At 64.0% G+C, this 15300-nt stretch carries 11 protein-coding genes; 5 read left to right on the top strand and 6 right to left on the bottom strand.

What is annotated here, in order from left to right:
* Positions 1 to 6: 6 nt before the first annotated feature.
* Together ACOIX3_RS11575 and ACOIX3_RS11570 are read right to left on the bottom strand one after the other, a co-directional pair.
* The gene (locus ACOIX3_RS11575) at positions 7 to 792 is read right to left on the bottom strand and encodes a division plane positioning ATPase MipZ (protein WP_420969910.1); all 786 of its coding nucleotides are present in this window, start codon (positions 790 to 792) and stop codon (positions 7 to 9) included.
* Between the two features lie 275 nt (positions 793 to 1067).
* Positions 1068 to 1856 carry a crotonase/enoyl-CoA hydratase family protein gene (locus ACOIX3_RS11570; RefSeq protein WP_420969908.1) on the bottom strand — a complete coding sequence of 263 codons (789 nt, stop codon included), beginning with the start codon at positions 1854 to 1856 and terminating at the stop codon, positions 1068 to 1070.
* A 102-nt stretch (positions 1857 to 1958) separates the two neighbouring features.
* Here ACOIX3_RS11570 and ACOIX3_RS11565 point away from each other — a divergent pair, with 102 nt between their 5' ends.
* The 4 genes from ACOIX3_RS11565 (at position 1959) to ACOIX3_RS11550 (ending at position 5612) form a co-directional block, all read left to right on the top strand.
* Positions 1959 to 2528: a TetR/AcrR family transcriptional regulator gene (locus ACOIX3_RS11565; RefSeq protein WP_420969906.1), complete on the top strand. Its 570-nt coding sequence runs from the start codon at positions 1959 to 1961 to the stop codon at positions 2526 to 2528.
* 37 nt (positions 2529 to 2565) lie between these two features.
* Complete coding sequence (locus ACOIX3_RS11560) at positions 2566 to 3324, top strand: SDR family NAD(P)-dependent oxidoreductase (RefSeq protein ID WP_420969904.1); 759 nt, start codon at positions 2566 to 2568, stop codon at positions 3322 to 3324.
* A 112-nt stretch (positions 3325 to 3436) separates the two neighbouring features.
* On the top strand, positions 3437 to 4360 hold the full coding sequence (locus ACOIX3_RS11555; protein ID WP_420969902.1) for a glutathione S-transferase family protein: 924 nt from the start codon (positions 3437 to 3439) through the stop codon (positions 4358 to 4360).
* A 217-nt stretch (positions 4361 to 4577) separates the two neighbouring features.
* Positions 4578 to 5612: an LLM class flavin-dependent oxidoreductase gene (locus tag ACOIX3_RS11550; protein ID WP_420969900.1), complete on the top strand. Its 1035-nt coding sequence runs from the start codon at positions 4578 to 4580 to the stop codon at positions 5610 to 5612.
* Between the two features lie 496 nt (positions 5613 to 6108).
* Here ACOIX3_RS11550 and ACOIX3_RS11545 read toward each other — a convergent pair whose 3' ends face one another.
* The 3 genes from ACOIX3_RS11545 to ACOIX3_RS11535 form a co-directional block, all read right to left on the bottom strand.
* Positions 6109 to 7659 (bottom strand): porin, encoded by a 1551-nt coding sequence (locus tag ACOIX3_RS11545; RefSeq protein WP_420969898.1) that lies wholly within the window; start codon positions 7657 to 7659, stop codon positions 6109 to 6111.
* Between the two features lie 843 nt (positions 7660 to 8502).
* Complete coding sequence (locus ACOIX3_RS11540; protein ID WP_420971714.1) at positions 8503 to 11607, bottom strand: DEAD/DEAH box helicase; 3105 nt, start codon at positions 11605 to 11607, stop codon at positions 8503 to 8505.
* Between the two features lie 301 nt (positions 11608 to 11908).
* The gene (locus tag ACOIX3_RS11535) at positions 11909 to 12112 is read right to left on the bottom strand and encodes a hypothetical protein (RefSeq protein ID WP_420969896.1); all 204 of its coding nucleotides are present in this window, start codon (positions 12110 to 12112) and stop codon (positions 11909 to 11911) included.
* Positions 12113 to 12219: 107 nt separating this feature from the next.
* On the opposite strand from ACOIX3_RS11535, the gene ACOIX3_RS11530 reads away from it, so the two are divergent.
* Positions 12220 to 14193: a substrate-binding domain-containing protein gene (locus ACOIX3_RS11530; protein WP_420969895.1), complete on the top strand. Its 1974-nt coding sequence runs from the start codon at positions 12220 to 12222 to the stop codon at positions 14191 to 14193.
* Between the two features lie 114 nt (positions 14194 to 14307).
* On the opposite strand, the gene ACOIX3_RS11525 is transcribed toward ACOIX3_RS11530, so the two are convergent.
* Complete coding sequence (locus ACOIX3_RS11525) at positions 14308 to 15216, bottom strand: FkbM family methyltransferase (protein ID WP_420969893.1); 909 nt, start codon at positions 15214 to 15216, stop codon at positions 14308 to 14310.
* Positions 15217 to 15300 lie beyond the last annotated feature (84 nt).

Here is a 15300-nt window from a genome sequence, read left to right as displayed (position 1 = left end):
CCTCGCCTACGCTGCGTCGCGGCTGACGTCGGCGGATTCCGCCGGGCGCGCCACCAGGTGACCCAGCATGATCGCGGTCATCAGCCGCTCCATCTCAAGCCATGCGGTGACATGCGACATGGTCGGCCGGCCACCGAGCGCGAGCTGATTGACATCGTCGACCGCGGTCAATCCGCGCGGGTAGAACTCGCGGAAGATCACGCGCTCGGCCAGGCCGTCGACCAGACGGAAATTCAGCGTCTTCGATAGTTCGTTGAGGGCTTCGCCGACCAGGCGCTTGTTGCGCGAACCGATCGTCGAGAGGCGGTTGCGCAGCACCACCCACTCGAAGGCCGGCTGATCCTGCGCGCGGCGCTCGCGCCGCGCTTCCTCCACCATCTTCGAATAATGGCTGATGCCGGTGACCTTGAAGTCGTTCGGATCGACGGTGCCGAGCACGTCGAAGTCGAGGAAGCTGTCGTTCAGCGGCGTAATCAACGTGTTCGCCAGCGAATGGGTGAACGTCGTCAGATAGGTGTCGTGGCCGGGACAGTCGATGACGACGAAGTCATGTGAGCGGCCGAGCCGCTCGACGATCTCGGCAAGCGCGCTGCGCCCGAGCGTCTCGACTTCGCTGCTTCGGCCGCTGACGGTCTCGAAGCACATATGCGCCGGGATACCGAGATCCAGCGAGGTTTCCCGCGCCCAGTCCCGCCGGTTATCGACATAGTGCGTCAGCGATTTCTGCTTGTTGTCGAGATCGATGGTGGCGACACGCTGACCCGTCTTGATCAGCGCGATGGCGACGTGCATGGCAATTGTCGACTTGCCCGAGCCGCCCTTGTTATTTCCGATTACAATTACTCGTGCGTTTGTCATGGGAATCCATACCGGACGCTTGAGTGAAAGCAGGACGAAATAGAATTTAATGAATGGATTCGAATCTCCCTGATTCGACGAATCTCGACAAGAGTCGTCGCACGACCATCGTGATCGAAATTGATGCGGCTGCGACAACATTGTCACAACCGCAATCCGAGCACGTATCGTGAACGCAACGCGCGCCGCTAAGACTGGCGTCCCGGGAACTAGCGCCCCTGGAACACCGCGGCGCGGCGCTCGACGAACGACTTGATGCCCTCGGCCGCATCTGATGTGTTGAGCACGCGTTCGCGGATCTGCGGGATGATCGCAATCGCCGCCTGCTCGCCGGCTTCGATGAACTTGCGGCCCGCCTCTTTCGTCACCTGGATTCCAAGCGGCGCATTGCGCGCGATGATCTCCGCAAGCGCCATCGCGCGTTCGATCTGCTGACCGGCCGGCACGACTTCCTGCACGAGGCCAATCCGATGCGCTTCTGCGGCGGTGAATTCGTCGCACAGCAAGAGGTGATACATCGCATCGCCCCACCCGGCGCGGCTGATGTAGCGGAAATGCGCGCCGGCCAACGGCGCGATGCCGCGCTTGGCTTCCATCTGGCAGAACCGGCTGTCGTCGGCGGCAATGACGATATCGCCGGCCAGCATCATCTCGATGCCGACGGTGAACACGATGCCCTGCACCGCCGTGATGATCGGCTTCCGGCACCGCTTCGACAGTCCAAAGGGATCGACGTTGCCCTCCGGCAGCGGCTTGCGGCTCGCCGTCGGACCAAAGAATTTCGGCATGTCGAGACCCGCGGTGAAACTGCCGCCGGCGGCGCACAGCACGCCGACCCAGAGGCCATCGTCATTGTCGAGCAGCGTCAGCGCGTCGGATAGTTCAGCCATCATCTCCGGACTGAAGGCGTTCTTCTTCGCCGGATTGTCGATGATGATCTTCAGGATGTGATCATGCCGCTCGTGGCGGACCCGCCCTTCGCTCGCGCTGCCGGACATCCGTTCCTCCCTGCTTTGTGACTAAAATTTCTGGATGATGGTTGTCATTCAGATGCATGATGGTCATAATCCAGATGGAGAGTCAAACAGGGGCACTGCGAGATGGGCCATTCCCAGGCCGACAAGGCCAGGAGCCGTGAGCGCATTCTGAACGAGGCTGCAACACAGATCCGCGACAAGGGGCTCGACGCGCTCAGCATCGGAAGCCTGATGCAGCAGGTGAAGCTGACCCATGGCGGCTTCTATGGCCACTTCGCCTCGCGTTCCGACCTGATCGCCGCGGCACTGGAACAGGCGCTGACCTTGGGTGAGGCGTCGGCGCGCGCATCGCGCGATCCCGACAGGCCGGTCAGCGTCAACTCCCTGGTGCGAAGCTATCTCAGCCGCAGCCATCGCGACTCGCCGAAGTCGGGCTGCGCGATCGGCGCGCTGATCTCCGATGTCGGCCGCGCCGACGAGCAGTGCCGCGCGGTGATGGAACCGCACATCGAGTCCTTCATCGCCAAGGTCGCCGAGACGCTCGGCGACGCTGACGACAGCGGCGCAATCGTCGCGGTCAGCGCGATGGTCGGCGCACTTGCGATCTCGCGCGTCATCACCGATCCGAAGCGGTCCGACGCCATTCTGCGCACGGTGCGCGATGCCATCGTCGCGATGGCGTCCGACCAATGATTTCGCCCGCGCCGCGGGCAGCTTGATGGAGTAAGCCATGAACGACCGATCCGCCCTCGAGCCGACCGCTGTGCAGGGAAGCGTGCTGATTGCCGGCGTCGGCGCATCCAACGGCCTCGGTGCCGCGATCGCGCGCCGCTTTGCGGCCGGCGGTTATCCCGTCGCGATCGCCGGACGCAACGCCGAGAAGCTCGCCGCGACGGCGGCTGAACTCGCGGCAACCGGCGCCAGGGTCAGCCATGTCGTCGGCGATGCCTCAACTGCCGCGGATGTCGCCCGCTTCGTCGAGGCTGCCGGGAAGCTCGCGCCGCTGGCGATGGCCGTGCACAATGCAGGCTCCAACCGGCCGGCGCCGTTTCTGAAGGTCACCGAGCAGCGCTTCGAGGAGCACTGGCGCGAACACGCGCTCGGCGGATTCCAGCTCGCACAGGCTGCGATCCCTGCCCTGCTTGCGCGCGGCGGCGGCACGCTGGTGTTCACCGGCGCCAGCGGCTCGTTGCGCGGCAAGGCGAACTACTCGCCATTCGCCTCAGCCAAGGCCGCGTTGCGCGCGCTGTCGCAGAGCGTGGCGCGGGAATTCGGGCCGCAGGGCATTCATGTCGGCCATGTCGTGGTCGACGGCGGCATCGAGGGCGATCGCCTGCTGAGCATGCGTCCGCAATTGAAGGACGACCGCGGGCCGGACGGGCTGCTCAACATCGCAGCGATCGCGGATGCCTATTGGGTGCTGCATCACCAGCATCGCAGCGCATGGACGCTGGAGCTCGACCTGCGGCCATGGGCGGAGTCGTTCTGACGGCACGGCGCCGTCGTCGTTCTCGAGAGGAAATGGGTTGCGATCCGCCGAAATCTTGTCAGGCTGTGCGACAAGGTCCGAGGAGATCGCAGCCCTATCCCGGGAGAAGGCCATGTCGCAGCCCACGCCGATCCTGCATCATTTCGATCAATCGCCGTTCTCCGAGAAAATCCGCATCATCTTTGGGTTCAAGAAGCTCGCCTGGAACTCGGTACGGATTTCCCGGATCATGCCGCGACCGGATTTGATGCCGATGACCGGCGGCTATCGCCGCACGCCGACGATGCAGATCGGCGCGGACATCTATTGTGACACCCAGATCATCATCCGCGAGCTGGAGCGGCGCTATCCGACGCCGACGCTGTTTCCCGCAGGCAATGCCGGGATGCCCTGGGCGCTCGGCATGTGGACCGACCGGCCGTTCTTCCAGAACACGGTGACCCTCGCGTTCGGCTTCATCGGCGACAAGGTCCCGCAGGATTTCATCGAGGATCGCGAGAAGCTGCGCGGCGCCAAGTTCGATGTCGCCGCCATGGCCGCGGCGCTGCCACAGATGCGCGACCAGTTCCGCGCCAATGTCGACTGGATCGAGGCGCAACTCGGCGACGGCCGATCGTGGCTGTTCGGCGAGTTCAGCCTCGCCGACGTCAGCGCCTACATGAATGTGTGGTACGCGCGGCAGAGCGTCGCCACGATCGACGAGATCGTGAAGCCCTTGCCGCGCCTTGCGGCGTGGGAGGAGCGCGTCCGCGCGATCGGCCACGGCGCGCGCACCGAGATGTCGTCAGCCGACGCGCTCGAGATCGCGGCGAAAGCGCGGCCGGAATCGCCGGTTTTCGGCGACCCTTTGGATCCGAACGGTCGCAAGCCCGGCGACATCGTCAGCGTGATGCCGGATGACTACGGCAAGATCCCGGTCCGCGGCGAGATCGTCTCGCTGTCCGCGCAGCACATCGCGATCCGCCGTTCCGACGAACGCGCAGGCGAGGTCGTGGTGCATTTCCCGCGGGCCGGCTTCCTGGTCCTCCCGGGCTGATCGCCTCGGCCGCAGACCGGATACAAGCGACCTGGAAACGCTGCGTTTCGCAGCGTGACCTTGCCGGCCGGCGAACAGGCAATACCTGCACTGGATCTCCAACGAAGGCTCCACAGCGCAGGCTTGCGGACATCTCCGCAGCAATACGACCTTTCGGCCTGCGTGCGATGGGTGGCCCGTGGCGGATGTTCCGCCACGCCGACAACTGGACTGATTGATGACGACCTCTCTCGAATTCGGGCTCGACACATTCGGCGACGTCACCAAGGACGCTGCCGGTGCGCCGCTGCCCCACGCCCAGGTGATCCGCAACGTCGTCGACGAGGCGGTGCTGGCCGATCAGCTCGGGATCGATTTCATCGGGCTCGGCGAGCACCACCGGGCCGACTTCGCGATTTCCTCCCCCGAGACCGTGCTGGCGGCAATCGCCGCGCGCACGCAGAATATCCGCCTCGGCTCGGCGGTGACCGTGCTGAGCTCGGACGATCCGATCCGCGTCTTCCAGCGCTTCGCAACCGTCGACGCGGTCTCGAACGGCCGCGCCGAGGTGATCCTCGGCCGCGGCTCCTTCACCGAGTCGTTCCCGCTGTTCGGCTTCGACCTGCGGCAATACAACGAGTTGTTCGAGGAGAAGCTCGACCTGTTCACCGAGCTCCTGAAGCAGGAGCCGGTGAGCTGGGAAGGCAAGCTGCGGCCGCCGCTCAAGGGCCAGTCGGTCTATCCGCCGGTCGAGCACGGCCGGCTGAAGACCTGGATCGGCGTCGGCGGCAGCCCGGAATCGGTGGTGCGCGCGGCGCATTATGATCTGCCGCTGATGCTCGCCATCATCGGCGGCGATCCCAAGCGCTTTGCGCCCTATGTCGACCTGCACCAGCGGGCCTACCAGCAATTCGGCCGGACACCGAAGCCGATCGGCGTGCATTCGCCGGGCTACATTGCGGAGACCGACGCGCAGGCTCGGGAAGAGCTGTGGCCCGACTACAAGGTTATGCGTGACCGGATCGGCAAGGAGCGCGGCTGGCCGCCGATGAGCCGCGACGAGTTCGTGGCCGAGGCCGAGCACGGCTCGCTCTATGTCGGCGGGCCGGAAACCGTCGCCCGCAAGATCGCGGCGACCGTCAAGGCGCTCGGCGCTGCGCGCTTCCAGCTGAAATATTCGGCGGGCCCGATGCCGCATGAGAAGCTGATGAAGAGCATCGAGCTCTATGGCCGCAAGGTGGTGCCGCTGGTGCGCGACATGCTCGCCGCCTGATCGGCGAGAGCGAGCCCACCAAAGCAAAACCCCCGGCGTTTTGGCGCCGGGGGCAAATTAAAGATAGACCATGCGAAGCCCGGCTGCCCGAGACAATCGGATCAGTCCCAATCTTGGCTCAGAGATCGGGCCTAGCGGTGTGGTACGTGAACGGGTCCGCCGCCCATCCTCGGCCGTGCCGCTGCAGCCAGCCGGCTGCCACCAACTTTCGGCACGTTGGATTGACGCGCTGTATGGAGCCTTCCTCGCCGAAGATGCGCTCGGCAATCTGGCGTTCGGTAAGACCTGGTTGCTCGCGAATGAGGCGAATTATTTGTTGAGCTACCGTCATCGGTTCCAAAATGATCCATCGGTGGGCGGGTAAGCATTAATGAACAGAATATGACATCGTACAAGAAGATGGCGCTCTTGTGAGAGCTGCCGCGTGGCTGAACAAAGCAAAACCCCCGGCGTTTCCACCGGGGGCTCTGTTAGCTTGCAGTCAGATCAACCGGTATTACCAGTTGCGCTGAGCGCGGAGCAGCAGGGTAACCGTATTCTGGTCCTTCAGCTCGTAAAGAGCGGCAGGCTTGCCGATCGCGGCGCTGGGCGCCGAGACCGTACCAGCGTACTTCTGATCCAGGTGGGTGTAGGTCAGGTCTGCCGTGAAGGTCAGGTTCTTGACCGGGGTCCACTGGGTCTGGGTACCAATCTGCGCGATATTGTAGTCGGGGTTGCAGGTGGTGATCGCGCCGCCCAGAGCATTGAGGGTGGTACGAACCGAGCCGCCCACGCCACCGATGCCGCAGAGCAGGGTCTTAGCCGTATCGTTGTAGGTGATGCCGGCATAAGCACCGTAGATCGAGGTGTTCCAGTAGGGGCTCCAGTTGTGCACGTATGCACCGCGGAAACCCCAGGTCGTGACCAGCTGCTGCCCGGTGTTCACGCCGCCGATGGCGCCGAACACGCTGTCAGGAGCAACGCCGATACCGATGCTCTGGTACGCGCCGGGCAGACCGGTTCCACCATAAACGGTGTTGGCACCAGCCGAACCAGCGAGGTCCTGGATGTTGTAGCGCGTCGCACCGTTGGTGTAGACGCCCTGGATGTTGATGGTGTCGCCAGGTCCGGTCGGGATGTTCTTGATCGACAAGGCCAACTGACCAGCCCAGCCCCACTTGTCGTCCGGATGACCGGTCAACTCAGTGCCGCCGTAGTAGGCCGCGTGGTTGTCATGCGCCGCGAACGACGCCTGGAACAGACCCCAAGCCTGGTCGACGCGCAGCATCGCGACGAGGTCCGGAGAAATCGTGCCGGCGTAGTCGCTGGTGCCGTAAGCGCCACCCGCGAGGATGTTGTTCACGCCAGCCTGGTAGTAGGCCGTCTGATCCTGAGCCGACACAGACAGCGACACGCCGTTGCCGAACTGAGCGGTGTAGGTGAACTGGTTCACACCAGTGATCGTACCGCCGCCGCCGACGAGACCGTCGAAGTTGTTGCCGGGATAGTTGGCCCACGGAGCCGAGAACTGCGAGACCGCCTTACCCATGGTGAAGCCGGCGAACTGGATGAAGGCGTAGTAGACGCCGACCGTACCGCCTGCAACCGCGCCGGAGTTGGCGTTGTTCGGAGCCTGAACCGTGCCGATCGGCGAGTAAACGGTCGCGCCGTTACCCTGTCCGGCGTAGGTGTCCGACGTCCACGAGAACGTCGCATCGAAGAAGGTACGGACAACACCGTATTCGGTCGCCGTGCGCGTATCGATGTTCAGGTCTTCACGAGAGCGCCAGGTGTAGCCGTTGGTGAACCGGTTCTGAGCGCCGCCGGCACCCGAGGTGTTGCCGGTGTGATCCGAGTTCGAGTTCACGACGACGTCGGCACGCAGGTAGCCGCCCAGCTTGATACAGGTATCGGTGCCCGGGATGTAGTAGAAGCCGGGACCATACAGGGAGCAAATCTTCACGTACTCGACCGCTTTGGCCTTGACGGGAAGATCGGCCGCCTGAGCTCCGCCGACCGCGACGAGAGCCGCCGCCGAGCCGAGGATAAGGCTCTTAACCATCTTCATGTTAAACCTCCAAGTTGCTCTATCTCAGGGAAGGTTCCGGATCCGCCGGGTAAAACACCCTCAGGTTGGTTCCCTTTGTCCCTTAAATCCCCGCTCAGTCGCTTCGCGCCTTCGGACACACCCGCATGAACGCGAGGGACTTAAGCGAACCACCTAATACGGGACGACCTTGGGATGCCCCCCTCCGTCGCAGTTCCATATGAGACAGAAGGCCCCCGATCACGCAACAAAAGACCGCTCGCGTTGAGCCGAGTTGCGGCTGTTTTCGGGCAAATGTTGCACAAATATCACGGGCATTTGAATAGCGGCATATCGACAAGCCATTGAAATATAAAGATAATATTTGAGATACCGCTAGCGGGCACAAGTTTGGGCAACAGCGGGCGGAACGATGTGCAAAACGGGTATTGTTACGGAGAAAGTGAAAATCGGAGCCTGTTTTGGCGCCGCTGATTCCGGCTCCGTGCACAATATTTCGGCCAAAAACACCGGTACCTGAGCAACATAGCCCGCGCCAGATACCGTCGACTCACGCCTGAAGGGGGCATTCCGATTGCTCGGAGCAGGCTGGAAGCCGGCGGACGGACCGCCTTACATGTGCACTACCGGCCCTACATGTCACGGCGATGTCAGCGCACGGAATCAGTCGATTTGCTCTCCGCAGCCGTCACACGATGAAAATATCTCCACTGCTCGCGTGACGTACTCACATGACGCAAAGCAGTCCGATGCAGTCACAAGACTCGCATCGGACGAGCGTCAGCCGGCGCCGTGAGGCGGCGGCGCGATCGGTCGCATCGGAGATCGCCAACGACGAAGGCTTGGCCGGGAGTAACGCCGTACTCACTCGTCCAAAATATCGAGCAGATCATCGATCCGCTCGAACGGCGGCTCATTAGTCTTGCCTGAATAAAAGACGCGATCGCCATCGCGTTGGAGCGACCGTGCTCTGGATTTGGGCAGCCGCCCCGGCAGAAACGTCGCTGCGACGGCCTCCGGCCCGACGTCGAGCCTCACGATACCTCGCCGCTTGCAGTCGATCCTGAGCCTTGCCGCTGTGAAGAAATCCCGGCCGGCCGGCGGCAGCTTGCCGAAGCGGCGAGAGGTCTCTTCCTCCAGATCTTCCAGATCGTCTTCGTTTCGGCACCTCGCGACGCGGCCATAGATTTCGAGGCGCATGGATTCCGATTGCACATAATTCTTGGGCAGCAGATCGGCGAGTGGAAGGTTGAGGTCGGGCACCCAAAGATCCGCGGACCGATCATTGGTCTTCTCCGAAGCCTGTTTCAGAAGGTGGCTATAAAGCACCGGTCCGAAAACCTGCACGTGACCGGATTGCCGCTCGGAAAGCAGATCTCCGGCACCTCTGAGGTCCAGATCGCGCTCGCTGATCGCGAAACCGGCGCCCGGTCGGCTGAACTCCTCGAGAACGGCCAAACGCTTGCCGGATTGCTCCGAGTTCGATTCCGTCAGCATGTATGCGAAGGCGCGCGTGCCACCGCGTCCCACCCGCCCTCTGAGCTGGTGGAGCTGCGCCAGACCAAACTTTTCCGGCCAGCAGACCACGATGGTGTTCGCCCGGGGAATGTCGAGACCGCTTTCCACGATGTTGGTCGCCAGCAACACGTCGGCCTCGCCTTCGACGAAGCTCATCATGCGATCGTCAATCTCGTCGGCCGGTAGTTTGCCATGCAGGCAAACGATGCGCAGCTCCGGAGCCACCGCCTGCACGCGCGCCAACAGCGGATCCAGATCCTGGATGCGCGGACAGATCAGGAAACTTTGCCCGTGACGTCGCTGCTCGCGCAGCAGTGCAGCGGCAATGGCGGCGTCCGAAAGTGGCGCGATCTTGGTCACGACCGGAAGCCGATGGACCGGCGGGGATGCGATCACGCTCAGGTCCCTAAATCCGGCGAGACCTGCCGCAAGCGTCCGCGGGATCGGCGTGGCACTCATCCAAAGCGTATGGACGCTCTTCGCCAGGCCCGAAAGCTTCGCCTTCTCCGCTGCCCCGAAGTGCTGCTCTTCGTCGACAATGACCAGGCTCAGTTTGGCGAATTTCACGTCCTTCGATGCGATCGCCTGCGTGCCGACCACGATCTTCATCTTTCCGCTTCGCAGGCCTTCCTTGGTCTGCTTCATCTCCGCAGCCGACGTCGCGCGCGACAAGCTTCCGACCTCGATGCCGAGCGGAGCAAACCGTTTGCGGAACGTCGCGACGTGCTGCCTTGCCAGAACGGTCGTCGGCACGACGACGGCAACCTGCTTGCCTGACAGGGCAACGGCCGCCGCCGCGCGCAAGGCAACCTCGGTTTTGCCAAACCCGACGTCGCCGCAGACGACCCGGTCCATCGGATGACCCGACGCAAGGTCATCGAGCACGTCCCGGATAGCCTTCGCCTGGTCGACTGTCGTGAAATACGGAAAGCGCGCGACGAACCGCTCGTATGCGGGTCCGGGCGCGACCAGCTTGGGCGCGCGCCGGCGGCGTCGCTGCGCGATGTGCTTGGCAAGCGCCTTGGCGGCAAGTTGAATCTCCTGCTCCGCCTTGGTCCGTCGCGCCCACCACGTGCTTCCGTCCGCCTTGTCCAAGGTCAGCTTGCCGCGCTCCGCCGCATACGGCCAGATCAGCGCAAGGTCGGCGGGCGGGACGAGCACGGCATCATCCCCGGCAAATCCCAGCCTGATCATCTCGCGCGATGATCCCTTACCCATGTCGAGGGTTTGCAAGCCATCGAGCACGGCCAGCCCGCGCGGCAGATGAACGACGACCGCGCCGCGCTCCGGCACGTCGGGATGATCGAATGCCGCACCCCAGGCTCTGGCCATAGGCTGCGGATGATGAGCGCGGCTGCCGAGCACGTCGGTCGCCGTCACGACCACAACCGGCTTGCGGCCCGAACCGATGAAGCCGGTATCGAAGTCAGCCAGCAGCGCCGCTTCGCCACCCCGCCCCTTCGCTGCCTCGCTCCAACCTCCGACGCGCTCCGCCTTGATCCCGCTCATGCGTTCGATCGCGCGCAAATCGTCCTCCACCGCCGCAACAAACACCAGCCGCGATCCGGCGCGCTGCGTGTCGGCGACAAAGGCGCGGAGCGCCTTTCGCGACGAGGCGACCTTTGAGAAATCGGGCGTCGGGATGAACGCCGCCTTGCGAGGCAGCGCACTCATGCGCTTGGTCAGCCGCTTCCAGTCGACGGGGCCGAAGTACTCGCGCTCCGTCTCTCTGCGGCCGGCCGCCTCCTTGATCGTGCTCAGCCAGCTATCGGCATGACCCGCAACTCCGGCGTCCGCGATCCAGTGGGCGCGCTCACAATAATCCGGCAGCGCCGCCCGCTGTGCCCGCTTGCCTCCCAACGCGATCCGTTCCGACATCGGATCGATCAGCAGCTCCTGGGTGTCGAACACGACGTCGTGTTCGTTGGGATCGACCCCGGCGATCCTGCGGATCACGCCACCGGAATGCTCGATCCTGTACGGCCCGAGGGCGCCGGCAGGAAACACTTCGAACGTCATTCCGTGGAACAGGACGCTTCCGGGATAATCCGCCTCTTCGTCGAGATCGTATCCCAGGGCTTCCAGACGATCCTTGAGATCCTGCTCGGAATAGCGCGCACCGACCTTCAGGCTGATGCTGAGGCGGCCCCAGCTGGCGGGCAGCGGCAACCGTTCCATGATCGCCTCCGCCGTCGACACCAGAAAGACAGGCTTCCTGCTCTTGGCAAGACGCCGCAACACCGAGCTCCGCCTGCCGGCGATCTCGTGCGCCGGCTCCAGCCCGTCAAACGGCAAGGTATTCAGCCTCGGGAACACCAGCACGTCGAGCGAAGGATCGAGCGAATGCAGCACGCTGCCGAGGCGCTCTGCCCTGTTCTCGCTGTCCGCGAGAAAAACGATGCCGTCGCGCCCGGACTTCTTCCATTGCTCGAGAAGATGCAGCGCCAGCATGCCGAGTGGCGAGGAGGATGAGATCCCGGAACGCGTCGATCCCTTGCTGTTCTTCTTCGCGCCAGCAGCCGCGCGGGCCTTCTTGGTCTTCGCCACGTCAAATCCATCGTTATGTCGTAAAGTCCGATCGCCTGGTGACAGGCACGTCAAGTCGATCGCGGCCCACCAGCGCCCCCCGACGCCCGCAGCCAGCGCTCTCATTACAGTCTCGCACCCGCGTTGGATAGCGGCGGGTTCACGATCAATTGCGGCATCGGGGGATGTCTCACGCCGCGCCGCCTCCCTCATTGTAATCAAGCCTTCACATCGGATAGCGCCACCGGGCGTCCGAGAACTCACCGGCCCTAAAAATCACCGCAAGCCAGCTGCGCGTCGCGCCAGCTCGAATTGTCTTAGGGGTGTGAGCCACATCGGCGCCGATGCCGACGACGACGCGCAGGGCTGTTCGCCCTGCGCGGCGAACAACTTCGATTGTCTTGAGACGTTCCTGCAAGGTCTTCTTCATCGCCGTCCCATTCACAAGCCATCGAACAAGACGTTCCGGACATCACGAGGCCGTCAGGCGGTCGCGCGGCGCTGCTGTGTCACGCAACAAAAACAGGGAAGGTTATCATGAAGACGAAATCGTTCGCCGAACGCGTGCTGGGCACGACCTCGCTGGTCGTGTTGTCGGCCGCTGCCATGATCGGAGCCCAGCAACCGGCTGCGGCCCAAACCGGCATCTACGGCGGCGGCAGCACGCTGTCGTCGCTGGCGCTGCGGCAGATCTTCGACTGCTATGCGGGCTCGACGCTGGCCAATGACGGCCAGGCGTTCTCGCCGAGCTTCACGACGGCTGTGCCGAGCCCGAACCTGCTGCCGACCAGCTGCACCATGTTCTCGACCTCAGTCGAGGGCCTGTTCGCCGCCGTCGGCTCCGGCAACGGCCAGCGCGCCTACATCGCCGACGATGCGCGGCAACTGTTCCGCGGCAGCCCGGACTCCGCGCCGGCCGTGGTGCGCAAGCCCTCGGCCAAGCCGCCGTTCCGCGACACCGCCAATGCGGCCTTCAAGAGCTATCCCTATCCGCGGCTCGACTTCGCCGCCAGCGACGCGCCGCTCGCCAGCTCGATTGCCAGCCTGACCACCATCTCGTTCAGCAATTTCGTCCCGTCGACCAATTGGCAGAACACGCTGCTGATCGGCGCCCTGAGCAGCTCGTCCGCCAGCTTCAACACTTCGGTCGTCGGCGCGCCGATCCAGGTCCCGGCCATGGAAGTCCCGGTTGCGATCGCGGTCAACACCGCGAATTCCGCCTTGGGCGTGACCTGGACCAACCAGTCGGCGCTGTCGCCGAACAGCCAGGCCGGCGGAGCGATCCAGCTCTCGGCCGCCCAGCTCTGCGCGATCTTCTCGGCGACCGTGACGGACTGGCACGACACCTCGACGCTGATCCCCGCGCTCGACGCCAACGGCGTGCAGCAATTCCAGCACTTCTACGACGCCAACACCAACGGCTCGCTGACCCCGGTCGCCTATACCAGCGGCCGGCTGCCGATCAAGGTGGTCTACCGTGCGGACGATGCCGGCGCGAGCTTCATCCTCACCAACTACCTTGCCAACCTCTGCCCGCTGCTCGACCCGACCGGCACCTACAACTACAAGAAGATCTTCACCGGCGTCGGCGTCGGCGGCAGCACCACCGCGAACCTGCCGGCGGGCAAATTCTCCCGCCTGCTCGACAACATCAGGGCGGTGAAGAGCTCCGACCAGAGCGACCCCTACGACGTGGATGACGACGAGGAACGTCCGGATCCGCATTGGATCAGCGCCTCGGGCAGCAACCACGAAGCGCTCAAGATCGGCACGGACCCGCGCTTCGCCGGCCGGATCGGCTATCTCAGCGCCGACTACACGCAGCCCTATGCGCAGACCGTGACCGAGGAAATCGCCGGGACCACGATCTCCGCGGCGGCGCCGCTGTCGGCCAGCATCCAGAACGAACGGCAGCGCCTGCTCGGCATCTATCATCCGGGCCAGGTCGGCAGCAACGGCAGGGCACAGAACTTCGTCCCGCCGACGCCGAACAATGCCCAGCAGGCGTTCGCCAACCTGACGGCCCCGGACATCACCAGCAGCTATGATGCCTGGAACCTGTATGCCCAGCTCTATCCCGCCGGCACCGTCGTTGGCGGCGTGACCTATGACGGCCTGTCCGTCATCGGCATCCCGCTGCAGTCGCAGACCGACTATCCGGTCACCGGCGCGAGCTTCCTCAACGTGTATAGCTGCTACGGCGACACGGCCGGGACGCGGGTGCCCGCCGTGAAGAACTGGCTTGCCTGGTACTTCGGCGGATCGATCACCGGGCTGCCGAACTACAATCCGGCGACCTCGAACTCCGACAATCCCGGCTATGATCCGAATGTCGCCAAGGTCATTCGCAACAACGGCTTCCACGAGCTCGACGGCGTGTGGGCGACCAACGTCCTGAATGCCTACCTGACCTCGAGCGCGGCCGGCGGTTCGTCGACCGCGATCGCGGCCTACAGCACGTCGGGCACGCAGACCGACGGCTGCACCGGCGTCACCGGCGGCGCGAAGTAACGCCCAATATGAGATCGTGATCCGGGACGCTGCGGATCACGATTTCACGCGAGACATCAGCAGCCGGGCTCTTGATCGGGGCCCGGCTGTTTCCTTGCCGTCTCAGCCGGTCCCTCAGCTGGCCTTGGCCGCGGCGCGGTGCGCCGCGGCGAGCTCGAAATAGCGGCTTCCCGCATGGGGGACGATCGCGTCGCGGTTGAGCAAATGCTGGATGCAGATCGCCGCGAGATCGTAGGAGCCGTAGCAGTGATGGGCGACCAGCGCGAGATGCTTGAGCTGCTCGGCGCTCATCGCGTCGGCCTTGGTGAAATCGCGGACATAGACGGCGTCGGCCTCGACCAGCTGATTGAACGCCTCGTAGGGATTGACGCCGCGCATCGGCCAGATCATGCGCTTGTCGATCGCCATCAGGGCATGGGGAATGAAGCCCTGGCTGCGCAGCTCGAGGTCGATCTCGCCGAACACCGGCTGCTGCTTGTACAGCGGGAGAAACGAGACCTCGGTCTGGATGACGACCGTCTCCGCGAGACGCCGCCGCCCATTCTGGAAGATCGCAAGCTCCGAGCCCTGCACGTCGATCTTGAGGTAATCCAACGCATCGATCTCGCCGATGTCATCGAGCCTGTGGGTCGCGATCTTGCTGTCGGCGATGATGCGGCCCCATTCGTTGAAGCCCTGAAAGTGCTTCAGCATCAGCGGATCGGGCTCCAGCAGGCTGGTCATCCCGGGCGCGGCACAGACGCGAAGGCGGGCCTGCTCGCCGTTGCCAATGACATAGGGCAGATAGGTTTCGAGGTCGCTCTTGCGGGCATTCAGCTCGGCCAACGCGCTGGGCTGCGGCTCGAAGCCGAACAGCCGGCACAGCCGCTTCTGCAGCAGCGGCACATAGGGCGGGACGTCGATCGGGTTGGCGCCGATATCGACCACCGCGGTGAGACGTTCGGGCGCAAGCAGAGCGCTTAGGGCATCAGTCTCGGTGACTGGGGCTGATGGCGCGGATGCGATTGATGCGGATGACGTCATGGGACCCTACAGGGCGCACGAAGTGCGTCCCTGTTCCTCTGAACCGTGAGCTGAAGGCATTGCGTAGCCCGAATGAGCGCAGCG

The organism is Bradyrhizobium sp. B120 (assembly GCF_049075665.1).
GTDB lineage: Bacteria > Pseudomonadota > Alphaproteobacteria > Rhizobiales > Xanthobacteraceae > Bradyrhizobium.
This window is presented reverse-complemented; position numbering and strand designations above follow the sequence as displayed.

Bases quoted from the DNA above. Each gene is read 5' to 3' on its own strand.
- ACOIX3_RS11575 (WP_420969910.1), bottom strand. From the start codon at position 792: ATGCACGTCGCCATCGCGCTGATCAAGACGGGTCAGCGTGTCGCCACC.
- ACOIX3_RS11570 (WP_420969908.1), bottom strand. From the start codon at position 1,856: ATGTCCGGCAGCGCGAGCGAAGGGCGGGTCCGCCACGAGCGGCATGAT.
- ACOIX3_RS11565 (WP_420969906.1), top strand. From the start codon at position 1,959: ATGGGCCATTCCCAGGCCGACAAGGCCAGGAGCCGTGAGCGCATTCTG.
- ACOIX3_RS11560 (WP_420969904.1), top strand. From the start codon at position 2,566: ATGAACGACCGATCCGCCCTCGAGCCGACCGCTGTGCAGGGAAGCGTG.
- ACOIX3_RS11555 (WP_420969902.1), top strand. From the start codon at position 3,437: ATGTCGCAGCCCACGCCGATCCTGCATCATTTCGATCAATCGCCGTTC.
- ACOIX3_RS11550 (WP_420969900.1), top strand. From the start codon at position 4,578: ATGACGACCTCTCTCGAATTCGGGCTCGACACATTCGGCGACGTCACC.
- ACOIX3_RS11545 (WP_420969898.1), bottom strand. From the start codon at position 7,659: ATGAAGATGGTTAAGAGCCTTATCCTCGGCTCGGCGGCGGCTCTCGTC.
- ACOIX3_RS11540 (WP_420971714.1), bottom strand. From the start codon at position 11,607: ATGCTGGCGCTGCATCTTCTCGAGCAATGGAAGAAGTCCGGGCGCGAC.
- ACOIX3_RS11535 (WP_420969896.1), bottom strand. From the start codon at position 12,112: ATGAAGAAGACCTTGCAGGAACGTCTCAAGACAATCGAAGTTGTTCGC.
- ACOIX3_RS11530 (WP_420969895.1), top strand. From the start codon at position 12,220: ATGAAGACGAAATCGTTCGCCGAACGCGTGCTGGGCACGACCTCGCTG.
- ACOIX3_RS11525 (WP_420969893.1), bottom strand. From the start codon at position 15,216: ATGACGTCATCCGCATCAATCGCATCCGCGCCATCAGCCCCAGTCACC.